Genomic DNA, 19,013 nt, shown 5'->3' on the forward strand with positions numbered 1-19,013 from the left:
TGGTTGAGTGGTCTCAACCTGCGTCTTAAAGAGGTTAAAGATAAAGTTGGTAGACTCAATTAAGTTATTGCTAGTATTTAAAATCGCAGTGGTTGAGTGGTCTCAACCTGCGTCTTAAAGACTTGTTTAAGACCTACTCAACTGTGCGGGGGTGGACAGACGAGGCGAAAATCATTCGATTTTCTACTTCTGGTCTATCCCAATTGTGCGGGGGTAGGCCAACGAAGCGAAAATCTTGTAATTTTCTACTTCTTGACCAACTATCGAAAGTATTTTTAAGGAAGAATTTTATAAATTATTTTCAATATAACAAGGAAAGTTTTTAGAAAAATCGAAAGATAATCATTAAAATTAAATTAAAATTCGTTTGTTTGATAAAAAAGTCTTGAAAAAATTATGAGTGAGTGATAGTCTATAATACAATAAACACGAGGAGGTATAAAATGTCCAATTGGGAAACAAAATTTACTAGAGAAGGTTATACATTTGATGATGTCTTATTAGTACCAGCAAAGAGTGAAGTATTACCAAATGATGTCGATTTAAAGGTAGAGCTAGCACCTAATTTAAAGCTAAATATTCCGATTATTAGTGCAAGCATGGATACTGTGACCGACTCAAAAATGGCAATTGCGATGGCACGTCAGGGTGGTTTAGGTGTTATCCATAAAAACATGTCAATTACAGATCAAGCACACGAAGTACGTAAAGTTAAACGTTCGGAAAATGGTGTTATTTTAGATCCATTTTACTTAACACCGAGTCATTCGCTAGCTGAAGCAGAAAATTTAATGTCACAATATCGTATTAGTGGGGTTCCAATTGTTAAATCGATGGAAGATAAATTATTAGTGGGTATTATTACCAATCGTGATATGAAGTTTATTGAAGATTATGATTTACCAATTGGAGATTATATGACGAAAGATAATTTAGTGACTGCCCCAATTGGAACATCCCTAGAATCAGCAGAAAGAATATTGTATGAACATCGTATTGAAAAACTCCCTTTAGTAGATGATCATGGGAAATTATCTGGACTGATTACTATTAAAGATATTGAAAAAGTAATTGAATTTCCGAATGCTGCTAAAGATCAACATGGACGATTATTAGTAGCAGCTGCTGTAGGAATTACAAGTGATACCTTTGAAAGAGCAGAAGCACTTATTAAACAACAAGTCGATGCATTAGTTATTGATACGGCTCATGGGCATAGTGCAGGGGTTATTCGTAAGATTAAAGAAATTCGTCAAGCATTTCCAGATGTTACGATTATTGCCGGCAATGTCGCAACCGCTGAAGCAACGAGAGAATTATTTGAAGTAGGCGTTGATATTGTTAAAGTAGGAATTGGACCAGGGTCGATTTGTACCACACGTGTCGTAGCAGGTGTTGGTGTTCCTCAATTAACAGCTATTTATGAATGTGCATCAGCAGCTAAAGAATACAATAAAGCGATAATTGCTGATGGGGGCATTAAATATTCTGGTGACATCGTAAAAGCAATTGCAGCGGGTGGTCATGCGGTAATGTTAGGTAGTATGCTAGCGGGTACCGATGAATCTCCAGGAGAATTTGAAATTTATCAAGGTCGTCGTTTTAAAACGTATCGTGGTATGGGTAGCTTAGCTGCTATGGAAAAAGGGTCAAGTGATCGTTATTTCCAATCGACAAACGAAGCAAACAAATTAGTTCCAGAAGGAATTGAAGGGCGAGTTGCTTATAAAGGTAGCGTAGCGGATATTGTCTTCCAAATGCTAGGTGGCTTACGTTCTGGAATGGGTTATACTGGTTCGGCTAATTTACGTGAATTACGTGAGGAAGCTCAATTTATTCGTATGAGTGGCGCTGGATTGATTGAGTCTCATCCACATGATGTTAACATTACAAAAGAAGCACCAAATTATTCAAGACAATAAAAGAGAAGATTAATAATATTTTATTAAGAGAGTGGAAAAGGAGTAACATTTGTTTTAACTCACAATCCACTCTTTTTCTATATGTTATCTTGAAAGAGCGTTTACAATTGAGTATACTTAAACCGTATGTTCTTTATAAAGAGATAAATTCCTAAAAAGAAAAGATTAGAATTAAAAATATGATTAGGAGTGATGAATGAATGGTCAAAGTGTTAACTCTAGGCGAATCTTTACTAAGACTTTCTACAACACCCAATGAACGCTTGCGACACTTATCAGAATTACGCGTTGTTTTTGGTGGAGCAGAGGCGAATGTTGCTCACAATTTAGCAATGTTAGGAAATAAGGTCAGATATGCTACTAAAGTACCCTCTAATGAATTAGCTCATAATATTTTTTATGAATTAAATGCTGTAGGTGTCGATACACAATATATTCTTTCCAAAGGTAACGGTCGGTTAGGAAGTTATTATGTTGAGGTTGGTTCAGATTTAAGAGCTAGTACCGTTGTTTATGATCGAGCTTTTTCTGAAATTGCTAATATGAAAGAAAGAGAATGGGATTTGGAGAGTCTATTTGATGGAATCGATATTTTTCATACGTCAGGAATAACACTTGGCCTAAGTGAATTTTGGCATGAATATTTATTAGAATTAATAAAATTTGCTAAATCTAAAGGAATTAAAGTTGTTTTTGATATGAATTATCGTAGTGGGTTATGGAGTCAAGAAGAAGCAAAACAGGCATTTGCAAAAGTATTGCCATATGTAGATGTTTTATCTGCGAATAAATTAGATGCGAAATATTTTATGGATATTAAAATAGAAGATGGACTAAATTCAGAAACGTTTTTGGATCAAATAGCTCAAAAATATCCAAATGTAGAAGCCATTTTTGGGACAAATCGTATTTCAATGACACCTAATGCCTACCAGTTGACAGGATTTTATTATGATACTGAGTCGAAAAGAGTTTTTCATTCAAAAAATTATCAGATTCAATACGTAGTAGACCGAGTAGGAGCTGGTGATGCTTACGCTGCCGGAATAATTGACGGACTGATAAAACAGAGAGCCCCTCAAGCGTTGGTTGAATTTGCAATGGCCTCATCTGTTTTAAAACATACTATTTTTGGAGATGCTAATTGGTTTACAACCGAACAAGTTGAACAATTTATGAAAACTAGTGGGGGCAATATTATTCGTTAAAATATATTAAAGCACCCTTACAATAACAGTTTCGATTGACTTTGATTTTTCATGAACAGCATGGAATGATTTTCTAGTTTATTTTTGTCTAGGAAACATCAAAGTAGAATCGAAACTTTTTTATGTTAGAACTTTTTCTTTGGGTGTTTATCAATGATTTCAGGGTATTTATTTAGTAATTTTTCCCCACTATTCGTTAAGATATATTTTCTAATCGTAAATAAATTCCCTAATTCTTCTTCAGAAAAGTGTTCCTGTATTGCTTCAACTAATTGTGCTTTGGTCATTTTACTATAGCCATGTATGCCTTTATTCTTTAAGTAGTTTTTTAATTGACCAGCTGTTTGGAATTCGAGAGAATCCAGTGCACCTAATTCAATTACATAGCCATCTTGTATTAAAATATCCATTTCTTTTTTTGCATCTATACCATATTTATATTCAAAATATTTTGAGATAACAGTTTCATTGGTGTAGGTGCCAAATTGTACTCGCCAAAGAATAATGATATGGCCTGGTAAATACCCTTCATCTAGCCGAATCATATTGCGTTTGGGTACTAATTTATTACTGGATGTTTCGACTTCTTCAAGCCAAGCAGCTAAATCACGTTCCGGACTAATGTAGGGCATTTCTGGATGTTGAGCATATTTTTCTTTAATTTTATCTAATAAGGTCATTTAAGTGTCTCCTGTTTTTTCATTATATTATACTTTATTCCTTCTTAATTAACTAGAAATTAAACGGTTGTTTCGATATAATGAGAAGGTGTAACAATAATCAAAGAGGAGGAAAATAGATGAGTTATCAAGCCCTGTATAGGGTATGGCGCCCACAATCCTTTGATGAATTGGTAGGACAAAAGATGATAGCCGAAACACTGGCCAATGCAGTGAATCATCAACAATTGAGTCATGCTTATCTGTTTACTGGACCAAGAGGAACCGGTAAGACAAGTGCGGCCAAAATATTATCAAAGGCCGTCAACTGTTTAAATCCTCAAAATGGGAATCCATGTAATGAATGTGAAGTGTGTCGAGCCATAACGCAAGGTCAAGCTGCCGATGTGATTGAAATAGATGCGGCAAGTAATAATGGTGTAGAAGAAATTCGAGATATTCGTGATAAAGTTCGATATACGCCTAGTATTGCAAAGTATAAGGTCTATATTATTGATGAGGTACATATGCTCACGACAGGAGCTTTTAATGCTTTATTAAAAACATTAGAAGAACCTCCAAGTCATGTTATTTTTATATTAGCTACGACGGAACCACATAAAATTCCGGCAACAATTATATCAAGAACCCAAAGATTTGATTTTCAACGCATTCATAATCGAGATTTAATTGCTCGAATGGAGTACATATTAAATCATAATCAGGTTAACTATGAAATTGAAGCTTTGGAAATAATCGCTAGAACAGCGAATGGTGGGATGCGAGATAGTTTAAGTTTATTAGACCAAGCATTATCTTACCGAGAGGATTTAACAATCGAATCAGCCTTGCAAGTTTCTGGCAGCATCAGTCATCAAGAGTATGTCCGCTATATTGAAGATGTTTTTGCTGGTGAAGGGTATGATGCATTAAAAATAGTTCAAGATGCGAGTCAAAAAGGAAAGCAAGCAAGTCGTTTTATTGAAGAATTAATTTTATTTGCTCGCGATATATTATTATCAGCTCACACTAAACAAAATTATACCTTACTGCCAAATGAAGAATTAATGGATTTATTGGCAAAAGTAGATGTTAATTTTTATTTCAAAATGATCGATCAGTTGAATCAAGCACAAAATCAAATGCGATTCAGCAACCAACCAGATTTATATTTAGAAGTCATCACAGTCCAATTAGCTCAAAAGGCTGAAATAAAGGGTGATGAGGGTGCCCACTCGGAAGCGGTTATAAAATTAAACAATAAAATTATAGCCTTAGAAGAAAAAATAAATACGTTAGAGCAACAATTAAAACAAGCGCCACTAACGACACCCCAGCTAAAGCGCTCTGAAGCACCAAGAGTACGTCCACAAACAGCACACCAAGAGTATCAGCAAATGACAGAAAAAATTTATGATGTATTGGATCAAGCAACTCGTGCACATATTACTCGCTTAAAACAAGAGTGGCCGATGATTTTATCAATGATTGCCCCTCAAGAGAGAGTGAAGTTTAATGGTACCGTACCATTGGCGGCAGGTCCAGGTGTTGCCTTGATTAGTTTTTCGAATATTACTTTTTGTGGATTAGTCCAACATGATCAAGCTTTAGAACAACAACTCATTAATGTGGCAGAGAAACGATTAGGCGAATCGATGGTTTTTGTTTATATTATTGAAAGTGAATGGCGAACCGTTCGCAATGATTATAAAATCTTAAGAGAAAAAAATGGTGGTAAACCCTTAAGAGAACATTCAATGAACCAAGAACCTACATCAAAAATAAAACCGGAGAGTGTAGATCCTTTACAAGCTGACTCTGACAATCAATTTGAACAAGAGAATGTCAGTCAAAATGACCTAACATCGATGTCACGTTTTGAAGAAGAGAATCCGATGAGGGTTGATCATTACCTTGACCAAATGAATGAAGCACCACAGCCATTAACCCAAGATGAATTAGCACAAAGAGAAGCCGAACTAGGTGAACCAGCAGTTTCAATCCAAGAAGCGTTTAAACAAAAACACCGGTCAGAAGCAAATTCTAATGAAGAAGATTTAGCAAAAGATGAAGTGGAATCAGAAATACCAGATTCGGTCACTCAGGCTATTCAAATTTTTGGTGAAGATAATATTAATATCTATTATGATAAATAAACTGCATAATATTAAAAGAGAGACTAGGAAAAGTCCCAAAATAACCGAGACATATTTCAAAATAATGAGATATTCTTGGTTATTTTTGCATATATACCTTTATTCAAATTTATTCCTTCATGGTTAGATGTGTGAGTCATTTGTGGTTACTCTATTTAAGTATGAGGTGTAATGTTTAGGATCTCACTCAAGTAATTTTTTTATTTCAAATTAACAATCATAATATGTATTCGACCGCTAGTTAGTCGGAGTTAATCATGGAATTCAAGGAATATAATATGCTAAAATGAGATTATAAGGGATATTGAGTCATGTTGTTTGTAGTAAAGGTTAAGTAGATAATGAAAGATCCGAAAACAAAAAACTCAATTTTAAATCAAAAACTTATTGAACTAGTTATATTTAGATGACATATCAAGGCTAACATTAGTTTCGATTAAGAGTTGAGTATTATTTACTTAGCTCTTTTTTTATACAAAGAATTAGAAAGGGGGAATCAGTTTGGCGAAAATACTTTTTGTCAGTATTCCATTAGCGGGGCACTTAAATCCACAAATTGGATTGGCGCAAATGCTGCAAAGAAATGGTTATGAAGTAGTAATGATCACAACAAAAGAAAAGCAAATGTTGATTGAATCCCTTGGACTTAGATGTGTTACGATATTAGACGATTTTCAGGATGATTTTCAAACGCTTATCAAAATTGCCCAAGATAAGCGAATTAAACATTCACTATCAAGAATGTTTAATACTTTAAGTGCTATGGATACTTTCTTGATTGAAGCCTATATTGAATTTTTAACGATATTAAAAAAAGAACAACCTGCCTTGTGTATTCATGATTTTTCGACCTTATTTGCTAGTTATGCTTGTGAAACATTAAAGATTCCTTTTATCACTGATTTACCATCACATCAAATTATCGAATCGACTAATCCTTGGCGGGATGTTCCCTATTTTATGGGAGGGCTCTATCCACAAAAAGGATTGTTGGCAGGATTACGTAATCGAATGGGCTGGTTAATATTAAAAAATATTAAACGTTGGTACGGTAGAAGGAGAATTTTTAAAAAGTATGGTTGGCATGTCTATCGATCAGATGGAAGTGAAAATTATTATTCAAATCAGCTGGTGCTTGGTCTAGGAATGAAAGAAATCGAATTTAATACTCATTTACCAGAGTATCTTCATCATATTGGGCCGAGTATTCCCTCGGTGAGTGTGAAAAATGGCGAGCGGAAATTACCCTGTGGGTTTGAAAAATATATCTTTTTTACATTTGGCACGATTTTAGACGGGATGAACGATCAGTTAAAGGAACAATATGCTGCTCTAATTAAACAGTTTCCGGAATATTTATTTGTCCTTTCAGATGGTAATTTAGAGTTGTCAGAAAATGAACCGATTTGGATGGGGGATAATTTAATTAGATTTGGTTATTTATCCTATTCTGAAAATATCCATCAATTTGATTTGGTTATTCATCATGGTGGTATTGGTATTGCTTATGACTGTATTAAATGGGGGATTCCTAGTATTGTCTTTCCTCAAGTGTGGGATCAGTTTGATTTTGCCGCTAGATTAGATTATTTTGGTGCCAGTATACGTATAAAAGATGCAAAAGAGATGGCGCAAGCGATAAGGCGAGCAAAGGTTTACGATTGGTCAAGACTTTTTCAACTTCAAAATAAATTAAAGGAGTATGACACAGAACAGAATTTATTAAGCTTAGTGGCAGGTATTTTAAAAGGAGCAAAATGATGATATTAATAACAGGAGTTTCAGGATTTTTAGGAGGAGAGCTAGCCAAAACATTAGTTAAAAAGGGAAAAAGCATCCTCGTTATCTCAAGAACACAACCGCAATACGATATTATACCGTATCAAGCAATCGATTTAAGTGATAAACAACAGGTAGAATCATTATTTAATCAAAATGAAATTAAATATGTTATTCATTGTGCTGCCAAAAGTTCAGCGTGGGGAACATATCAATCATTTTATGATTCAAATGTTTTGGCGACTGAAAATTTAATTTTAGAAAGTCAAAAGCATCAAGTGAAGCGTTTTGTTCATATTTCTTCCCCGAGTGTTTATGCTCAGTTAAGCGATCAATCCTTTGTTGAAGAAACGACCAATATATCATCAATCAGACCTTTAAATTATTATATTGAAACGAAAAAACAAGCGGAAATGATTGTGCAAAAATCGAATTTATCATTCAATATCATTCGACCGCGGGCACTGATTGGAGTGGGAGATACGAGTGTTGTCCCGAGATTAATTAAAGTTGAGAAAAAACTTGGGATTCCGTTGTTTAATGGTGGTCAAAATTTAATGGATGTGAGTTGTATTGAAAATGTGGTTCATGCTTGTATTTTGGCTCTTGAATCAAAAGTGGATAACGGAATTTATAATATTACGGATGGCAATCCAATAACCTTTCAAGCCCTTATTGAGACGCTATACCAACAATTTAATTTGACGCCTAGATTTCGTAAATTTCCTTATCGTTTTCTGTCGCTATTAGCAAGGCTGTTAGAAACGGTATATCCAGAATCAAAAGAACCGCCGTTAACCTTATATACATTATCAACCATTGCTTTTTCACAAACTTTATCAATTGAAAAAGCTAAAAATGAATTGGGTTATCAACCCATTGTGAATTTAGAAGAGAAAATAGGTGAGTATAGTGAGTGGTATCGACGCTATTTATAGAGTGCATATTGGTGGGTGTTATGTCAAAGAAAATCTTATCCGCTATAAAGCAAGTCCCACACCCATTTTTTTCCCAGCCAGTTGTTTTTTAATTAGAACTCAAAAGCAATGGTCGATTGTGGATTGTGGTTACAGTGAGGGAATTTTAAAACGGCACTGGGGTTTGTCGATTTATCGTAAAATAATGACGATTGAAGATTATCAGTTAGATCTTATCAGTGCTTTAGATAAATTTGCCATAACACCAGCGGACATCGAGACGGTCTATTTAACTCATGTACATCCCGATCATATTGGTCATCTTTATCGTTTTAACCATGCTCATTGGATCATGACAGAAGTAGCCTATCGTCAATTATTAAGAGGGCAACGGATTAAACCAGTGAAGGAAGCAATGATAGGATCCTTATCCCCCAACATTACCACTATTAATTATTCGAAGCTATTAGAGATAGAAGGTGTATCTTTTAATGCTTTTCCTTTAAATTCTGAAATGATTGCATTAGATTTGAGTGGGCATAGTCGACAAATGATGGGAATATTATTTCCACAACAAAAATTAATTTTAGCGATAGATGCCAATTGGCGCAAAGAGTGGATGTCATCAGAAGAATTGAAACGATATACGTTGGCAGCCCGAATGGTGCAGAGTAATTGGCAACAGTATCAAAATACGAACCAAAAATTATCCTTGCTGTCAGAAAAAGGGTATCAGATTGAACTGACGCATGATAATCAATCGGAATCACGCTTGTTTTAGGAGAAGAACATGTTATTGAAATATATAAAAGAATTTATTTTTACTAGGTATCAGTTATCACACTTAAAACCCGATCAGTTAGAACAGTTGCAGCAAACTAAATTAAAACGACAACTCGATCAAGTTACACAACAATCTCCTTATTACCAACAATATAAAGGGAATGTGTTGCATGATTTTCCGGTTATGAATAAACAAAAATGGATGGAGCATTTTGAACGAATCAATACTCGGGATCTAAAAAAGGACCTAGCTATGAAATTAGCTTTACAGAGTGAAAAGACACGTGAATTTGAATCGCGCTATCAAGGAATATCGGTAGGTTTGTCATCTGGAACGAGTGGGCATCGTGGGATATACACCTTATCTAAAGGGGAAGAGGCTTTATGGGCGGCTAATGCACTAGCAAAATTATTACCTAAAAAGAAATGGTTAGGCAATAATATTGCATTCTTTATGAGAGCCAATAATAATTTATATTCTTCTTTAAACAAACCAGGTCTGAGATTAGATTATTATGATTTAGAAAAAGAATTTAAACTGTTAATGAAGCAGCTGAAGAAGCAAGACCCTAATATTATTATTGCACCACCATCTGTTTTATATGATATCCGTCGTTATTTTGGAAAATCACCCTTCAAAAAAATCGACCTTGTAATCAGCGTGGCCGAAGTATTAGAAGAACAACAAAAAGTACTATTAACACAATTTTTTAAAGTGCCTTTTATCAGTCAAGTTTATCAATGTACAGAAGGGTTCTTAGCGTATACTTGTTCACATGGTAGTTTTCATTTATGTGAGGACATCGTATATTTTGAGAAAGAGTGGTTAGATCAACGGCGCTTTATTCCCATAATTACCGATTTACATCGCATAGTCCAACCAGTGATTCGCTATCGATTAAACGACATCCTCCATATAGGCAAACCCTGTTCATGTGGTTCGCCGTTGACGGTGATTGAAAAAATAGAAGGGCGTGAAGATGATGCGTTTTGGTTATTAAACTCACAAGGAGAAAAAGTTAAAATATACGCTGATTTTATTCGCAGGTTAATGTTATTTATTGAGGGGATTAGTCGTTATCGTGTGACTCAATACCAAAATGTTATTATTTGTGAAGTTGAATATGAACAACTAAATCAACGTAAGTTCATTGATCAATTGATTCAGCAAGAATTTAATAACTTGTTTGAAAAGTTCGAAGTTCAACCTTTACAAGTTTTGATCTATCCTTTTGAAAGAGGGATGAGATCGCAAAAATTAGCTCAAGTCCAATATAGAGGAGAGATTACTTATGAGAAGAATGAAGATTAGAAGTTATGCTTACACTAAAGGACCTGATGAAATTAAATTCAAGGATGGTTCAAGATGGCGGCATCCTTATCGTGCGAAGAATTCATATCAATTAGATATGTATGAAAAGGTCAGTCAAGAAGCTGTTGAAAAAGCTGGAATCGAGATGAGTGATATTGATTTAATTATTGTTGCCAGTGCGGGTATGGTTCAAATGATTCCATGCACAGCAGCCTTGTTACAAGAGAGAATTGCTCCTTATTCTGGTATTCCTTGTATGGATGTCAATACGACTTGTACCTCTTTTATCACGGCTTTAGACGTAGCGAGTTCTTTTTTAGTAACGGAGCTATACCAAAGAATATTAATTGTATCGGGAGATTTAGTATCTCATTTTATTAATCCCAATCAAGAAGAAAGTTATCGCCTGTTTAGTGATAGTGGAGTAGCCTTTATTGTCGAATCCACTAAAGAAAATAAAGGCATCTTATATTCTAAACAAGAGACTTGGTCTGAAGGGGCACATACGACTGAAATTAGAGGGGGGCTTACGGCCTATGGTCCCTCACTCTATTCTGAAGACACAAAAGGAGATTTTTTATTTGATATGGATGGGAAATCGGTCCTAATGCTAACTTTAAAAAAACTACCTAAAATGTTAAAGGAAACGTTGCAACATAATAATATTCAATTGCACGATATCTCAAAAATTGTTCCTCACCAAGCTTCTCGGGCTCTATTTATCGTGGAAAGACAATTAAAATTAAAAAAAGGACAACTTATAAATTATTTTGAAAAACTAGGCAATATGGTTTCGGGCTCAGTTCCTTATACATTAGGTTTAGCAATGGATCGAGGAGAAATTAAAGAAGGAGATTTAGTCTTACTTATCGGCACGGCTGCAGGTTTAACAATGAATTGTATGCTGATTCAATTATAAAATCGTTCTCTTTGTAAATTAGGTGAGTAGGTAATTTTATTAAGTCATAGACTATGATATAATTTTTAAGAAGACTAATATTATCGTTATTTGATTAAAATAAGTGTTTTAAAGCAATATATAATCAATAATTTGATATAATATTAATAAGTAAAGGAGGCCGAATAATGGCAAGAGGAATGGGCAATATGGGAAATATGCAAGGAATGATGCAGAAAATCCAAAAAATGCAAAAAGAGTTGACTAAAGAACAAAAGAACATTGAAGAAACGATTTTTGAGAAAAGCGATGCCAATCATTTATTAACTATTAAAATGAATGGCAAAAAAGAAGTGACGGATTTAACAATTTCATCCGATTTAATTGACCCAGAAGATCCAGAAATGTTACAAGATTTATTGATTGTGACACTGAACGAATTAATGATTGAAATTGACGAAACGGCAGAAGCACGTTTAAGTAAATATACTAAAGGAATGAACTTACCGTTCTAGAGAGGATGTCATCAATGCAATACCCAGCACCTATTGCTAAATTAATTAATAGTTTTACTAAATTACCAGGAATTGGTGCGAAAACAGCAGCACGGTTAGCATTCTATGTAATTGAAATGGATGAACGAGAAGTAACGGAGTTTGCCCAAAATTTAATCAGTGTTAAACGTGACTTAATGTATTGTAGTGTTTGTGGCAATATTACAGATTCAGATCCTTGTCCTATTTGCCAGGATGAAACACGGGATCGTTCAGTGATTCTGGTAGTTGAAGATACACGAGCGATTATGTCATTAGAAAGAATGCAAGAATATCGTGGGGTTTATCACGTCTTGCATGGAGTATTATCACCGATGGATGGGATTGGTCCCGATGATTTAAACATCACTCAGTTGATTCAAAGATTACAAGATGATACGGTTCAAGAAGTGATTGTGGCAACTAATGCTACAGCAGAAGGTGAAGCAACGTCCATGTATTTATCACGACTATTAAAACCAGCAGGAATTAAAGTGACACGCTTAGCTCATGGGTTATCAGTAGGTAGTGACATTGAATATGCTGATGAAATGACGTTGTTTAGGGCTATTGAGGGTCGTCGAGAGTTATAAGGAGAGTATCATTGAGAAAAGGATATTTTATTACATTAGAAGGACCCGAGGGTGCGGGAAAAACTACGGTTATTCAACATTTGGTTCGCGAACTAGAGGCAAAAGGTCATCAGGATATTGTGGTGACACGAGAACCAGGTGGCAGTAATATAGCGGAACAAATTCGGAATGTCATTCTTGATGTTAACAATGTAGAGATGGATAAACGTACGGAAGCATTACTATTTGCTGCTGCTAGAAGACAACATTTAGTGGAAATTGTATTACCAGCACTTGAAGCGGATAAAATTGTCATCTGTGATCGTTTCATTGATAGCTCCTTAGCGTACCAAGGTTTAGCCAGAGATATTGCAATCGACGCTATTTGGGAAATTAATCAATTTGCTATAGAAGGCCATTTACCAGATTTAACTTTATTAATTGATGTTCCAGCAGAAGTTGGATTAGAACGGATACACCAAGGTCGTAAAGACGAGAAGTTTGATCGTTTAGACCGAGAAGCCCTTGATTTTCATTACAAAGTTCGTAATGCTTTTCTCACATTAGCAGAAGAACATAAACGAATTCAAGTAATTGATGGCACTCAAACAATAGATGCGGTTGTCCAAGATAGTTTAGAAAAAATTGAAAAGTTATTAGTCAAAGAACAATAAGGGGGAATTTAATATGATGAAATTAGTGATTGCGGTCGTTCAAGATCAAGATAAAAATATTTTAAGTGATGCTTTTTATGAAGCGGATATTCGGGCAACTAAATTAAGTTCAACCGGTGGATTTTTACGTTCAGGAAACACTACTTTTATGGTCGGGATTGAAGAGGATCGTGTGGATGAAGTACTGGATATTATAAAACATAGTTGTCAATCGCGCGAGCAATTTATTTCTTCACCAGTCAACTTGGATGTAAGTTTAGATGTGACAGCATCTTATCCAGTAAAAGTGAAAGTAGGAGGCGCAACGGTATTTGTATTACCGATTGATGCGTTCCATCGTTTCTAATGAAGGTGGAGGAACAACTTAGCCACTATTTCTTTCGTCAAATATCGTCGCAGCATTTGAGCCATGCCTATATTTTCTCGGGAGATAATTTACAGGCAAAAAATACAGTCATAGAATCTTTGATTCAAGCGATGGTTTGCCCTAACTTCTCAGAAGTAGGGCAACCTTGTTGTCAGTGTAATGAATGTCAAAGAGTAATAGATAACCAGATATCGGATGTTTTATATTTAGAACCAGATGGTAGAAATATTAAAGTTGACCAAATCCGAGAGTTGCGTAATTGGCTTAATCGTAGTCCGCTTGAATTTGATTTTAAAATGGCGATTATACATCAAGCTGACTTAATGAATCCGTCTGCCTCAAATGCTCTGTTGACGATACTGGAAGAACCAAATAGTGAAATTTACATTATTTTAGATGTGATTGAAGTGGATACGTTATTGCCGACCATTCGTTCACGAGCACAAAATATAATTTTTACGAATGACTTTCAAGATGATTTTTCAGATGTACAAATAGCCAAAAATTATCAAAAAATTTTGTCTTTATTACCAGGGACAACGAGTCAGGTGTTAAGAGAGTTTGATCCAGTAGAATTAGAAGAATGGTTTAAGGCTCTCAATGAGTTTTATCAGTTACTGCTAACAAAATCGCCCTTAGCCTTTGCGTTAATTCCTATACGCATGAAGTCCATTTTAACCACTCAAAAAATTGATTTAGGTTTAGACTATTTAACTTTATTAAATCATCAAACTTTATTACACCTTTTTTCTAATTTAACTGAAAAAAGTATTTCACTGAATTGGTTACAAGCAATTATTGAAAAACATGCGATTTCCACACAAGACCTGTTAGCCATTAATCAACAGTTAATTGAAGCCAAAGAATATCTTAATGCGAATGTTTCATCTCAATTAGTATTAGAACGGATTGTTTTAAATCTGAATAAATAGAGAGGGGGAGAATGATGATACATCAAGATATACAAGAATTAATTAATAATATTCAGAACCACCAGCAACAATATCAAAATAATATTCTTCAATTGACACAAGTTGTCTTAGAGTTGAAAGAAGAGAATAATCGATTGCGGATGTTGAATCATAATCTTGAAGATCAGTTACAAAAGCTTGTAAATGAATCAGTGACTCAAGAGGAAGATACCCCAATCGAGGAACAGCATATTAGTGGTAAAGATCGTCTGCAAGGTTTTTATGATGATGGTATTCATGTTTGTCATGAATTGTTTGGGAAACGTCGTCAGTCTTCGGAAGATTGTTTATTTTGTCAAGATGTATTAATGCGATTATCAAAAGGGTGACATGATTGGTTGAATTAAAAGAATTTGAACGAATAGATTTTTTATTTAGAGAAAACAGAAAAATAATTCAAAGCAAACAATATTTTTCCTTTTCTTTAGATGCCGTTCTTTTAGCAGATTTTGTTAATCTTCCGCAAAAGCGACAATTTAAATATCTTGATTTTTGTTCTGGTAATGGTATTATCCCGATTATTTTAAGTGCTAAAACGACGAATCCACTAGAAGGGATTGAATTGCAACCAGAATTAGTTGAAATGGCTCGTAGAAGTATTGAACTCAATCAACTTGAACATCAGATTACGATACACGAAGGCGATTTAAATGCATTTCCACATGAACAAGCCTATTATGATTTTATTACTTGCAATCCTCCATATTTTTTGTTGGAAAACTCCAAAGAAATCCATCGTTTAACCAGTCACCATCTGGCTAGACATGAAGTGTCGCTCACGATGGACCAATGGTTATTTAAAGCAAGCAAACTATTAAAAGATAAAGGACGTTTATATATTGTCCATCGTCCCGAACGTTTAGATGATTTAATGGAGGGGTTGTTAAACCATCGTTTTTCAGTTAAAAGAATTAAATTTGCGTATCCGAAAGTCGGATCATTAGCGAATATTGTGTTGATTGAAGCAATTTATCGAGGTGGACGACGAGGAGTTCGGATTGAACCACCCCTTATTGTTCATCAAGAAAATGGAGAATATACTCCAGAAATGAAGGCTATTTATTTTGGAGAATGAAGCACATTTTTTCTATGTTTTGTATTGTCAAGATAATACCCTATATGGTGGTTATACAAATGATTTGTCCAAAAGACTTTTGGCTCACCAAACGGGTAAGGGCGCAAAATATACTCGGGTTAAAAAAAGACAACCTGTAAAATTAATTTATGCAGAACGATGGTCATCTAAACAGAAAGCAATGTCGCAGGAATATTATTTTAAAAAACAAACACGCACGCAAAAAGAGGAGTATTTGAAAGCAGCAGGTGTTAAAGATTATAACAACGGCACCTTTGTTTTAGTCAACGGTCAGGAGGAAGCAGAAGATGAATCAACAAAAGAGTTATCTTGATGGTAACGGCAAACTATATTTAGTTCCGACTCCTATAGGCAATCTTGAAGATATGACGTTTCGAGCCATTCATACCTTAAAGCAGGTTGACTTAATTTTAGCTGAAGATACTCGTCGTACGATTAAATTGTTAAATCATTTTGAAATTAAACAACCAATGATGAGTTTTCATGAGCATAGTAGTCAAAATCAAATAATACAATTAATTGAGCAATTAGTTCAAGGCGAAAACTTAGCGCTTGTTTCGGATGCCGGTATGCCGTTAATTAACGATCCAGGTCATCCGCTCGTAAAAGCAGCTATTCAACATAATATTTCGGTTATAGCGTTACCAGGTGCTAATGCTGCGATTACCGCTCTCGTTGCTTCAGGACTTAATGCGGAGAAGTTTACTTATTATGGTTTTTTTCCACGCGAAACTAAGGAGCAAAAAGACTTGGCGATTCTTATCGGACAAAGAAACGAAACCGCCATTTTTTATGAGTCTCCGTTTCGTTTGAAGAAAACCATCAAAAGAATCGCTGAATTTTTATCAGCAGACACGCAAATTGTGTTAGCGCGTGAAATATCAAAACAATATGAAGAATATTTACGAGGAACGCTACTTGAAATACTGGAATTTTTAGAACAGAATGAAATAAAGGGAGAATTTGTTTTATTAGTTGAAGGTGGACGAGGCGTTACAGTGGTCGATTCTGTTGTCATTGATCTGGAATTGCCTTTAAAGGAACAAGTAGACCAATGGATAGCAGAATATGGAGTTTCATCAAAAGAAGCTATTAAAGAGGTTGCGAAATTAAATGGGTTAAGAAAACAATTGGTATACCAAGCGTATCATAATCCTACAGATGTCAATCATTAGAGGGGGGGAGGAAGTGTTATACTGGATTAATGCCATTATTTTTTTAGTTATCGGAATTTATGCACTTTCTCATCAAAAACTATCTATTTCACCAGCTTTTTGTGCTATTTTTAGTTTGACAAGTTTGATTATGGCATTATTTCAAATGAGTAATTGGTTGCCCGTTTTTATATTAAGGTACTTTCTATATTTGGTAAGTGCAGTTTTGTTAGCCATCGTTCCTTTTATTTTATTGGCATTAGGCGTTTTAATTTTAATACGGGAAACGAAACAATCGATATCCTATTTTGGACGGTTACTTAGTATTATTTTAGCAAGTGTCATTTTGAGTTTTTTTGTCTATAGTTTGTATAATCTTGTTAATATCCGTGATGTTCAACTAACCATTATTATTAGTCTATATAGTGCCATTGCGATTTATTTTACAGCTTTTTTTATTAGTTATTTATTGATTAGTTGGCTAATGAAAGTCAGTTATAAAAAAAAGAAACACTATTTAATTCTTGTATTAGGAACGGATATTAATGATGAGGGTCAAGTAAAGTCTGATTTAAAATATCGTTTAAATTCAGCGATTAACTTTTATCGATCTTTATCTTCAGTACAACAAAGTGAGAGTTATTTTTTGGTGTCAGGGGGCAATACCGCAGCTAATAGAATGACGGAAGCGGAAGTGATGACCCATTATTTGTTGAAACAAGGCATTAATAAGACTCAGATTATTTTAGAAAAATCAGCTCGTAATACAGCTGAAAATATTCAATTTACCAAGCCGTTAATCCAACATTTGGGTAAGGACCGATCACTTGTCATTGTGACGAATACTTATCATTTACCTCGCACTTCGTTTTTCGCTAGAAAATACCAAGTAGCAGCCCAGTATATAGGGGCAAAAACAGCTATAATATCATGGCCTTATGCAGTGGTAAGAGAATTTTTGGCAATCTTATTATTAACAAAGGAAGTCAGTGTATTTTATATTGTTTATATTATCGTGACGGAGTTTTACAAAATTTTTATGTGAAAGTAGAGTGACAAAATGGCATTAAAAGATGAAGATACATTAATGAAACGTAAGCGTGAACTAGAAGAAGCTATTCATAACTTAGGGATTAGCTTTGAAGAGGAAGAAATAGCAGAACAGGATGATTTGGCGAATCAGTTTTCATTCGATGAGGAAGCTTTAGCAGAAATGAACTATAATGAGCATGAAAACAAATAATTTTTCAAGATGTCATTGGATTGAAGGAAAGCCCGATTATTATGTTCAATATCATGATGAGGTTTGGGGAAAGCCTGAGCACAATGACCAACAATTGTTTCGATGGTTGATATTAGAACTTTTTCATATCGGCTTATCGTGGCAACTCGTTTTATCAAAAATAGATAATTTTGATCAAGCTTTTGATTACTTTGATTATCATAAAATTGCTCACTATAATGAAACTAAAATTCAGTCTTTAATGAACAATGGAGGCATTATACGTCATCAACAAAAAATTAGAGCCGCTATTAATAATGCTCAAGCATTTATAAAAATTCAAAATGAATTTGGTAGTTTCGATCATTATATTTGGTCTTTTACTAATGGTAAAACCTTATTGCGGGAACAAGGTCAACCTCTATTGACACAGTCTGACTTAAGTGATGAAGTGACGAAAGATTTGAAAAAAAGAGGCTTTAAGTTTTTAGGCAGTGTGACGGTTTATTCTTATTTGCAAGCTATTGGTATCCTTAATGATCATGATAGCCATTGCCATTTTCGTTAAAAATTAAACATAAAAGTCATGGGGTGGATCAGAAAGTTCCTTCCATTCTATAAAAGAAAAGAAGCTAGGTAGAAAGCCTAGTTCGTCAAAAGATAAGGTCGTTATCTCAAGTGAGACAATGACCTTTTTTCATCTTACATTGTAAACGAATAAGTCTCTCCAGATATCATATAGCTACAGATAAATGCACTGTAAGCGTCCTATATCAGAGTATCTTGATAC

General features: G+C 34.6%; 21 protein-coding genes. 20 read left to right on the forward strand and 1 reads right to left on the reverse strand.

Annotated features, from left to right (window positions below):
* Positions 1-443: 443 nt before the first annotated feature.
* The gene (gene guaB / locus HMPREF2811_RS05995; protein ID WP_071408541.1) at positions 444-1,922 is read left to right on the forward strand and encodes an IMP dehydrogenase; all 1,479 of its coding nucleotides are present in this window, start codon (positions 444-446) and stop codon (positions 1,920-1,922) included.
* A gap of 200 nt (positions 1,923-2,122) precedes the next feature.
* On the forward strand, positions 2,123-3,130 hold the full coding sequence (locus tag HMPREF2811_RS06000) for a sugar kinase (RefSeq protein WP_071408542.1): 1,008 nt from the start codon (positions 2,123-2,125) through the stop codon (positions 3,128-3,130).
* A gap of 125 nt (positions 3,131-3,255) precedes the next feature.
* Here HMPREF2811_RS06000 and HMPREF2811_RS06005 read toward each other — a convergent pair whose 3' ends face one another.
* Positions 3,256-3,810, reverse strand: a complete 555-nt coding sequence (locus tag HMPREF2811_RS06005; protein WP_071408543.1) for a hypothetical protein — start codon at positions 3,808-3,810, stop codon at positions 3,256-3,258.
* 119 nt (positions 3,811-3,929) lie between these two features.
* Here HMPREF2811_RS06005 and dnaX point away from each other — a divergent pair, with 119 nt between their 5' ends.
* From dnaX to HMPREF2811_RS06095, 18 genes are all read left to right on the forward strand, one after another.
* Entirely contained in the window at positions 3,930-5,945 is a 2,016-nt protein-coding gene (dnaX, locus tag HMPREF2811_RS06010; RefSeq protein WP_071408544.1) for a DNA polymerase III subunit gamma/tau, read from the forward strand.
* Between the two features lie 501 nt (positions 5,946-6,446).
* Entirely contained in the window at positions 6,447-7,706 is a 1,260-nt protein-coding gene (locus tag HMPREF2811_RS06015; protein WP_071408545.1) for a glycosyltransferase, read from the forward strand.
* The gene (locus HMPREF2811_RS06020; RefSeq protein ID WP_168164952.1) at positions 7,706-8,662 is read left to right on the forward strand and encodes an NAD-dependent epimerase/dehydratase family protein; all 957 of its coding nucleotides are present in this window, start codon (positions 7,706-7,708) and stop codon (positions 8,660-8,662) included. Before HMPREF2811_RS06015 ends, HMPREF2811_RS06020 begins: the two co-directional genes overlap by 1 nt.
* Positions 8,628-9,422: an MBL fold metallo-hydrolase gene (locus tag HMPREF2811_RS06025; RefSeq protein WP_084801987.1), complete on the forward strand. Its 795-nt coding sequence runs from the start codon at positions 8,628-8,630 to the stop codon at positions 9,420-9,422. The genes HMPREF2811_RS06020 and HMPREF2811_RS06025 overlap by 35 nt, the downstream gene beginning before the upstream one ends.
* Before the next feature lie 9 nt (positions 9,423-9,431).
* Complete coding sequence (locus HMPREF2811_RS06030) at positions 9,432-10,736, forward strand: F390 synthetase-related protein (RefSeq protein WP_071408548.1); 1,305 nt, start codon at positions 9,432-9,434, stop codon at positions 10,734-10,736.
* Positions 10,717-11,655, forward strand: a complete 939-nt coding sequence (locus HMPREF2811_RS06035) for a 3-oxoacyl-ACP synthase III family protein (protein ID WP_071408549.1) — start codon at positions 10,717-10,719, stop codon at positions 11,653-11,655. Before HMPREF2811_RS06030 ends, HMPREF2811_RS06035 begins: the two co-directional genes overlap by 20 nt.
* Before the next feature lie 167 nt (positions 11,656-11,822).
* Complete coding sequence (locus tag HMPREF2811_RS06040) at positions 11,823-12,149, forward strand: YbaB/EbfC family nucleoid-associated protein (protein WP_084801990.1); 327 nt, start codon at positions 11,823-11,825, stop codon at positions 12,147-12,149.
* Between the two features lie 14 nt (positions 12,150-12,163).
* Positions 12,164-12,760, forward strand: coding sequence for a recombination mediator RecR (gene recR, locus HMPREF2811_RS06045; RefSeq protein ID WP_071408550.1), 597 nt, complete (start codon positions 12,164-12,166; stop codon positions 12,758-12,760).
* Positions 12,761-12,771: 11 nt separating this feature from the next.
* Positions 12,772-13,413: a dTMP kinase gene (tmk, locus tag HMPREF2811_RS06050; protein ID WP_071408551.1), complete on the forward strand. Its 642-nt coding sequence runs from the start codon at positions 12,772-12,774 to the stop codon at positions 13,411-13,413.
* Between the two features lie 16 nt (positions 13,414-13,429).
* Positions 13,430-13,759: a cyclic-di-AMP receptor gene (locus tag HMPREF2811_RS06055; RefSeq protein WP_071408562.1), complete on the forward strand. Its 330-nt coding sequence runs from the start codon at positions 13,430-13,432 to the stop codon at positions 13,757-13,759.
* 5 nt (positions 13,760-13,764) lie between these two features.
* On the forward strand, positions 13,765-14,712 hold the full coding sequence (locus HMPREF2811_RS06060; protein WP_168164953.1) for a hypothetical protein: 948 nt from the start codon (positions 13,765-13,767) through the stop codon (positions 14,710-14,712).
* Positions 14,713-14,726: 14 nt separating this feature from the next.
* Entirely contained in the window at positions 14,727-15,080 is a 354-nt protein-coding gene (locus HMPREF2811_RS06065) for an initiation control protein YabA (protein ID WP_071408553.1), read from the forward strand.
* Between the two features lie 5 nt (positions 15,081-15,085).
* Positions 15,086-15,826: a tRNA1(Val) (adenine(37)-N6)-methyltransferase gene (locus HMPREF2811_RS06070; RefSeq protein WP_071408554.1), complete on the forward strand. Its 741-nt coding sequence runs from the start codon at positions 15,086-15,088 to the stop codon at positions 15,824-15,826.
* Positions 15,816-16,160, forward strand: coding sequence for a GIY-YIG nuclease family protein (locus tag HMPREF2811_RS06075; protein ID WP_084801996.1), 345 nt, complete (start codon positions 15,816-15,818; stop codon positions 16,158-16,160). Before HMPREF2811_RS06070 ends, HMPREF2811_RS06075 begins: the two co-directional genes overlap by 11 nt.
* The gene (gene rsmI / locus HMPREF2811_RS06080) at positions 16,135-17,022 is read left to right on the forward strand and encodes a 16S rRNA (cytidine(1402)-2'-O)-methyltransferase (protein WP_071408556.1); all 888 of its coding nucleotides are present in this window, start codon (positions 16,135-16,137) and stop codon (positions 17,020-17,022) included. The genes HMPREF2811_RS06075 and rsmI overlap by 26 nt, the downstream gene beginning before the upstream one ends.
* A gap of 13 nt (positions 17,023-17,035) precedes the next feature.
* Positions 17,036-18,046: a YdcF family protein gene (locus tag HMPREF2811_RS06085; protein ID WP_071408557.1), complete on the forward strand. Its 1,011-nt coding sequence runs from the start codon at positions 17,036-17,038 to the stop codon at positions 18,044-18,046.
* 15 nt (positions 18,047-18,061) lie between these two features.
* Positions 18,062-18,244, forward strand: a complete 183-nt coding sequence (locus HMPREF2811_RS06090; RefSeq protein WP_071408558.1) for a hypothetical protein — start codon at positions 18,062-18,064, stop codon at positions 18,242-18,244.
* A complete protein-coding gene (locus HMPREF2811_RS06095; protein WP_084801999.1) occupies positions 18,225-18,791 on the forward strand; it encodes a DNA-3-methyladenine glycosylase I in 567 nt (188 codons plus the stop codon). Before HMPREF2811_RS06090 ends, HMPREF2811_RS06095 begins: the two co-directional genes overlap by 20 nt.
* Positions 18,792-19,013: the final 222 nt, after the last annotated feature.

Source organism: Globicatella sp. HMSC072A10, assembly GCF_001811625.1.
Classification (GTDB): Bacteria; Bacillota; Bacilli; order Lactobacillales; family Aerococcaceae; genus Globicatella; species Globicatella sanguinis.

Coding starts and splice junctions, on each gene's coding strand:
- guaB (WP_071408541.1), top strand. CDS start 444: ATGTCCAATTGGGAAACAAAATTTACTAGAGAAGGTTATACATTTGAT.
- HMPREF2811_RS06000 (WP_071408542.1), top strand. CDS start 2,123: ATGGTCAAAGTGTTAACTCTAGGCGAATCTTTACTAAGACTTTCTACA.
- HMPREF2811_RS06005 (WP_071408543.1), bottom strand. CDS start 3,810: ATGACCTTATTAGATAAAATTAAAGAAAAATATGCTCAACATCCAGAA.
- dnaX (WP_071408544.1), top strand. CDS start 3,930: ATGAGTTATCAAGCCCTGTATAGGGTATGGCGCCCACAATCCTTTGAT.
- HMPREF2811_RS06020 (WP_168164952.1), top strand. CDS start 7,706: ATGATATTAATAACAGGAGTTTCAGGATTTTTAGGAGGAGAGCTAGCC.
- HMPREF2811_RS06030 (WP_071408548.1), top strand. CDS start 9,432: ATGTTATTGAAATATATAAAAGAATTTATTTTTACTAGGTATCAGTTA.
- HMPREF2811_RS06035 (WP_071408549.1), top strand. CDS start 10,717: ATGAGAAGAATGAAGATTAGAAGTTATGCTTACACTAAAGGACCTGAT.
- HMPREF2811_RS06040 (WP_084801990.1), top strand. CDS start 11,823: ATGGCAAGAGGAATGGGCAATATGGGAAATATGCAAGGAATGATGCAG.
- recR (WP_071408550.1), top strand. CDS start 12,164: ATGCAATACCCAGCACCTATTGCTAAATTAATTAATAGTTTTACTAAA.
- HMPREF2811_RS06055 (WP_071408562.1), top strand. CDS start 13,430: ATGAAATTAGTGATTGCGGTCGTTCAAGATCAAGATAAAAATATTTTA.
- HMPREF2811_RS06065 (WP_071408553.1), top strand. CDS start 14,727: ATGATACATCAAGATATACAAGAATTAATTAATAATATTCAGAACCAC.
- rsmI (WP_071408556.1), top strand. CDS start 16,135: ATGAATCAACAAAAGAGTTATCTTGATGGTAACGGCAAACTATATTTA.
- HMPREF2811_RS06090 (WP_071408558.1), top strand. CDS start 18,062: ATGGCATTAAAAGATGAAGATACATTAATGAAACGTAAGCGTGAACTA.
- HMPREF2811_RS06095 (WP_084801999.1), top strand. CDS start 18,225: ATGAGCATGAAAACAAATAATTTTTCAAGATGTCATTGGATTGAAGGA.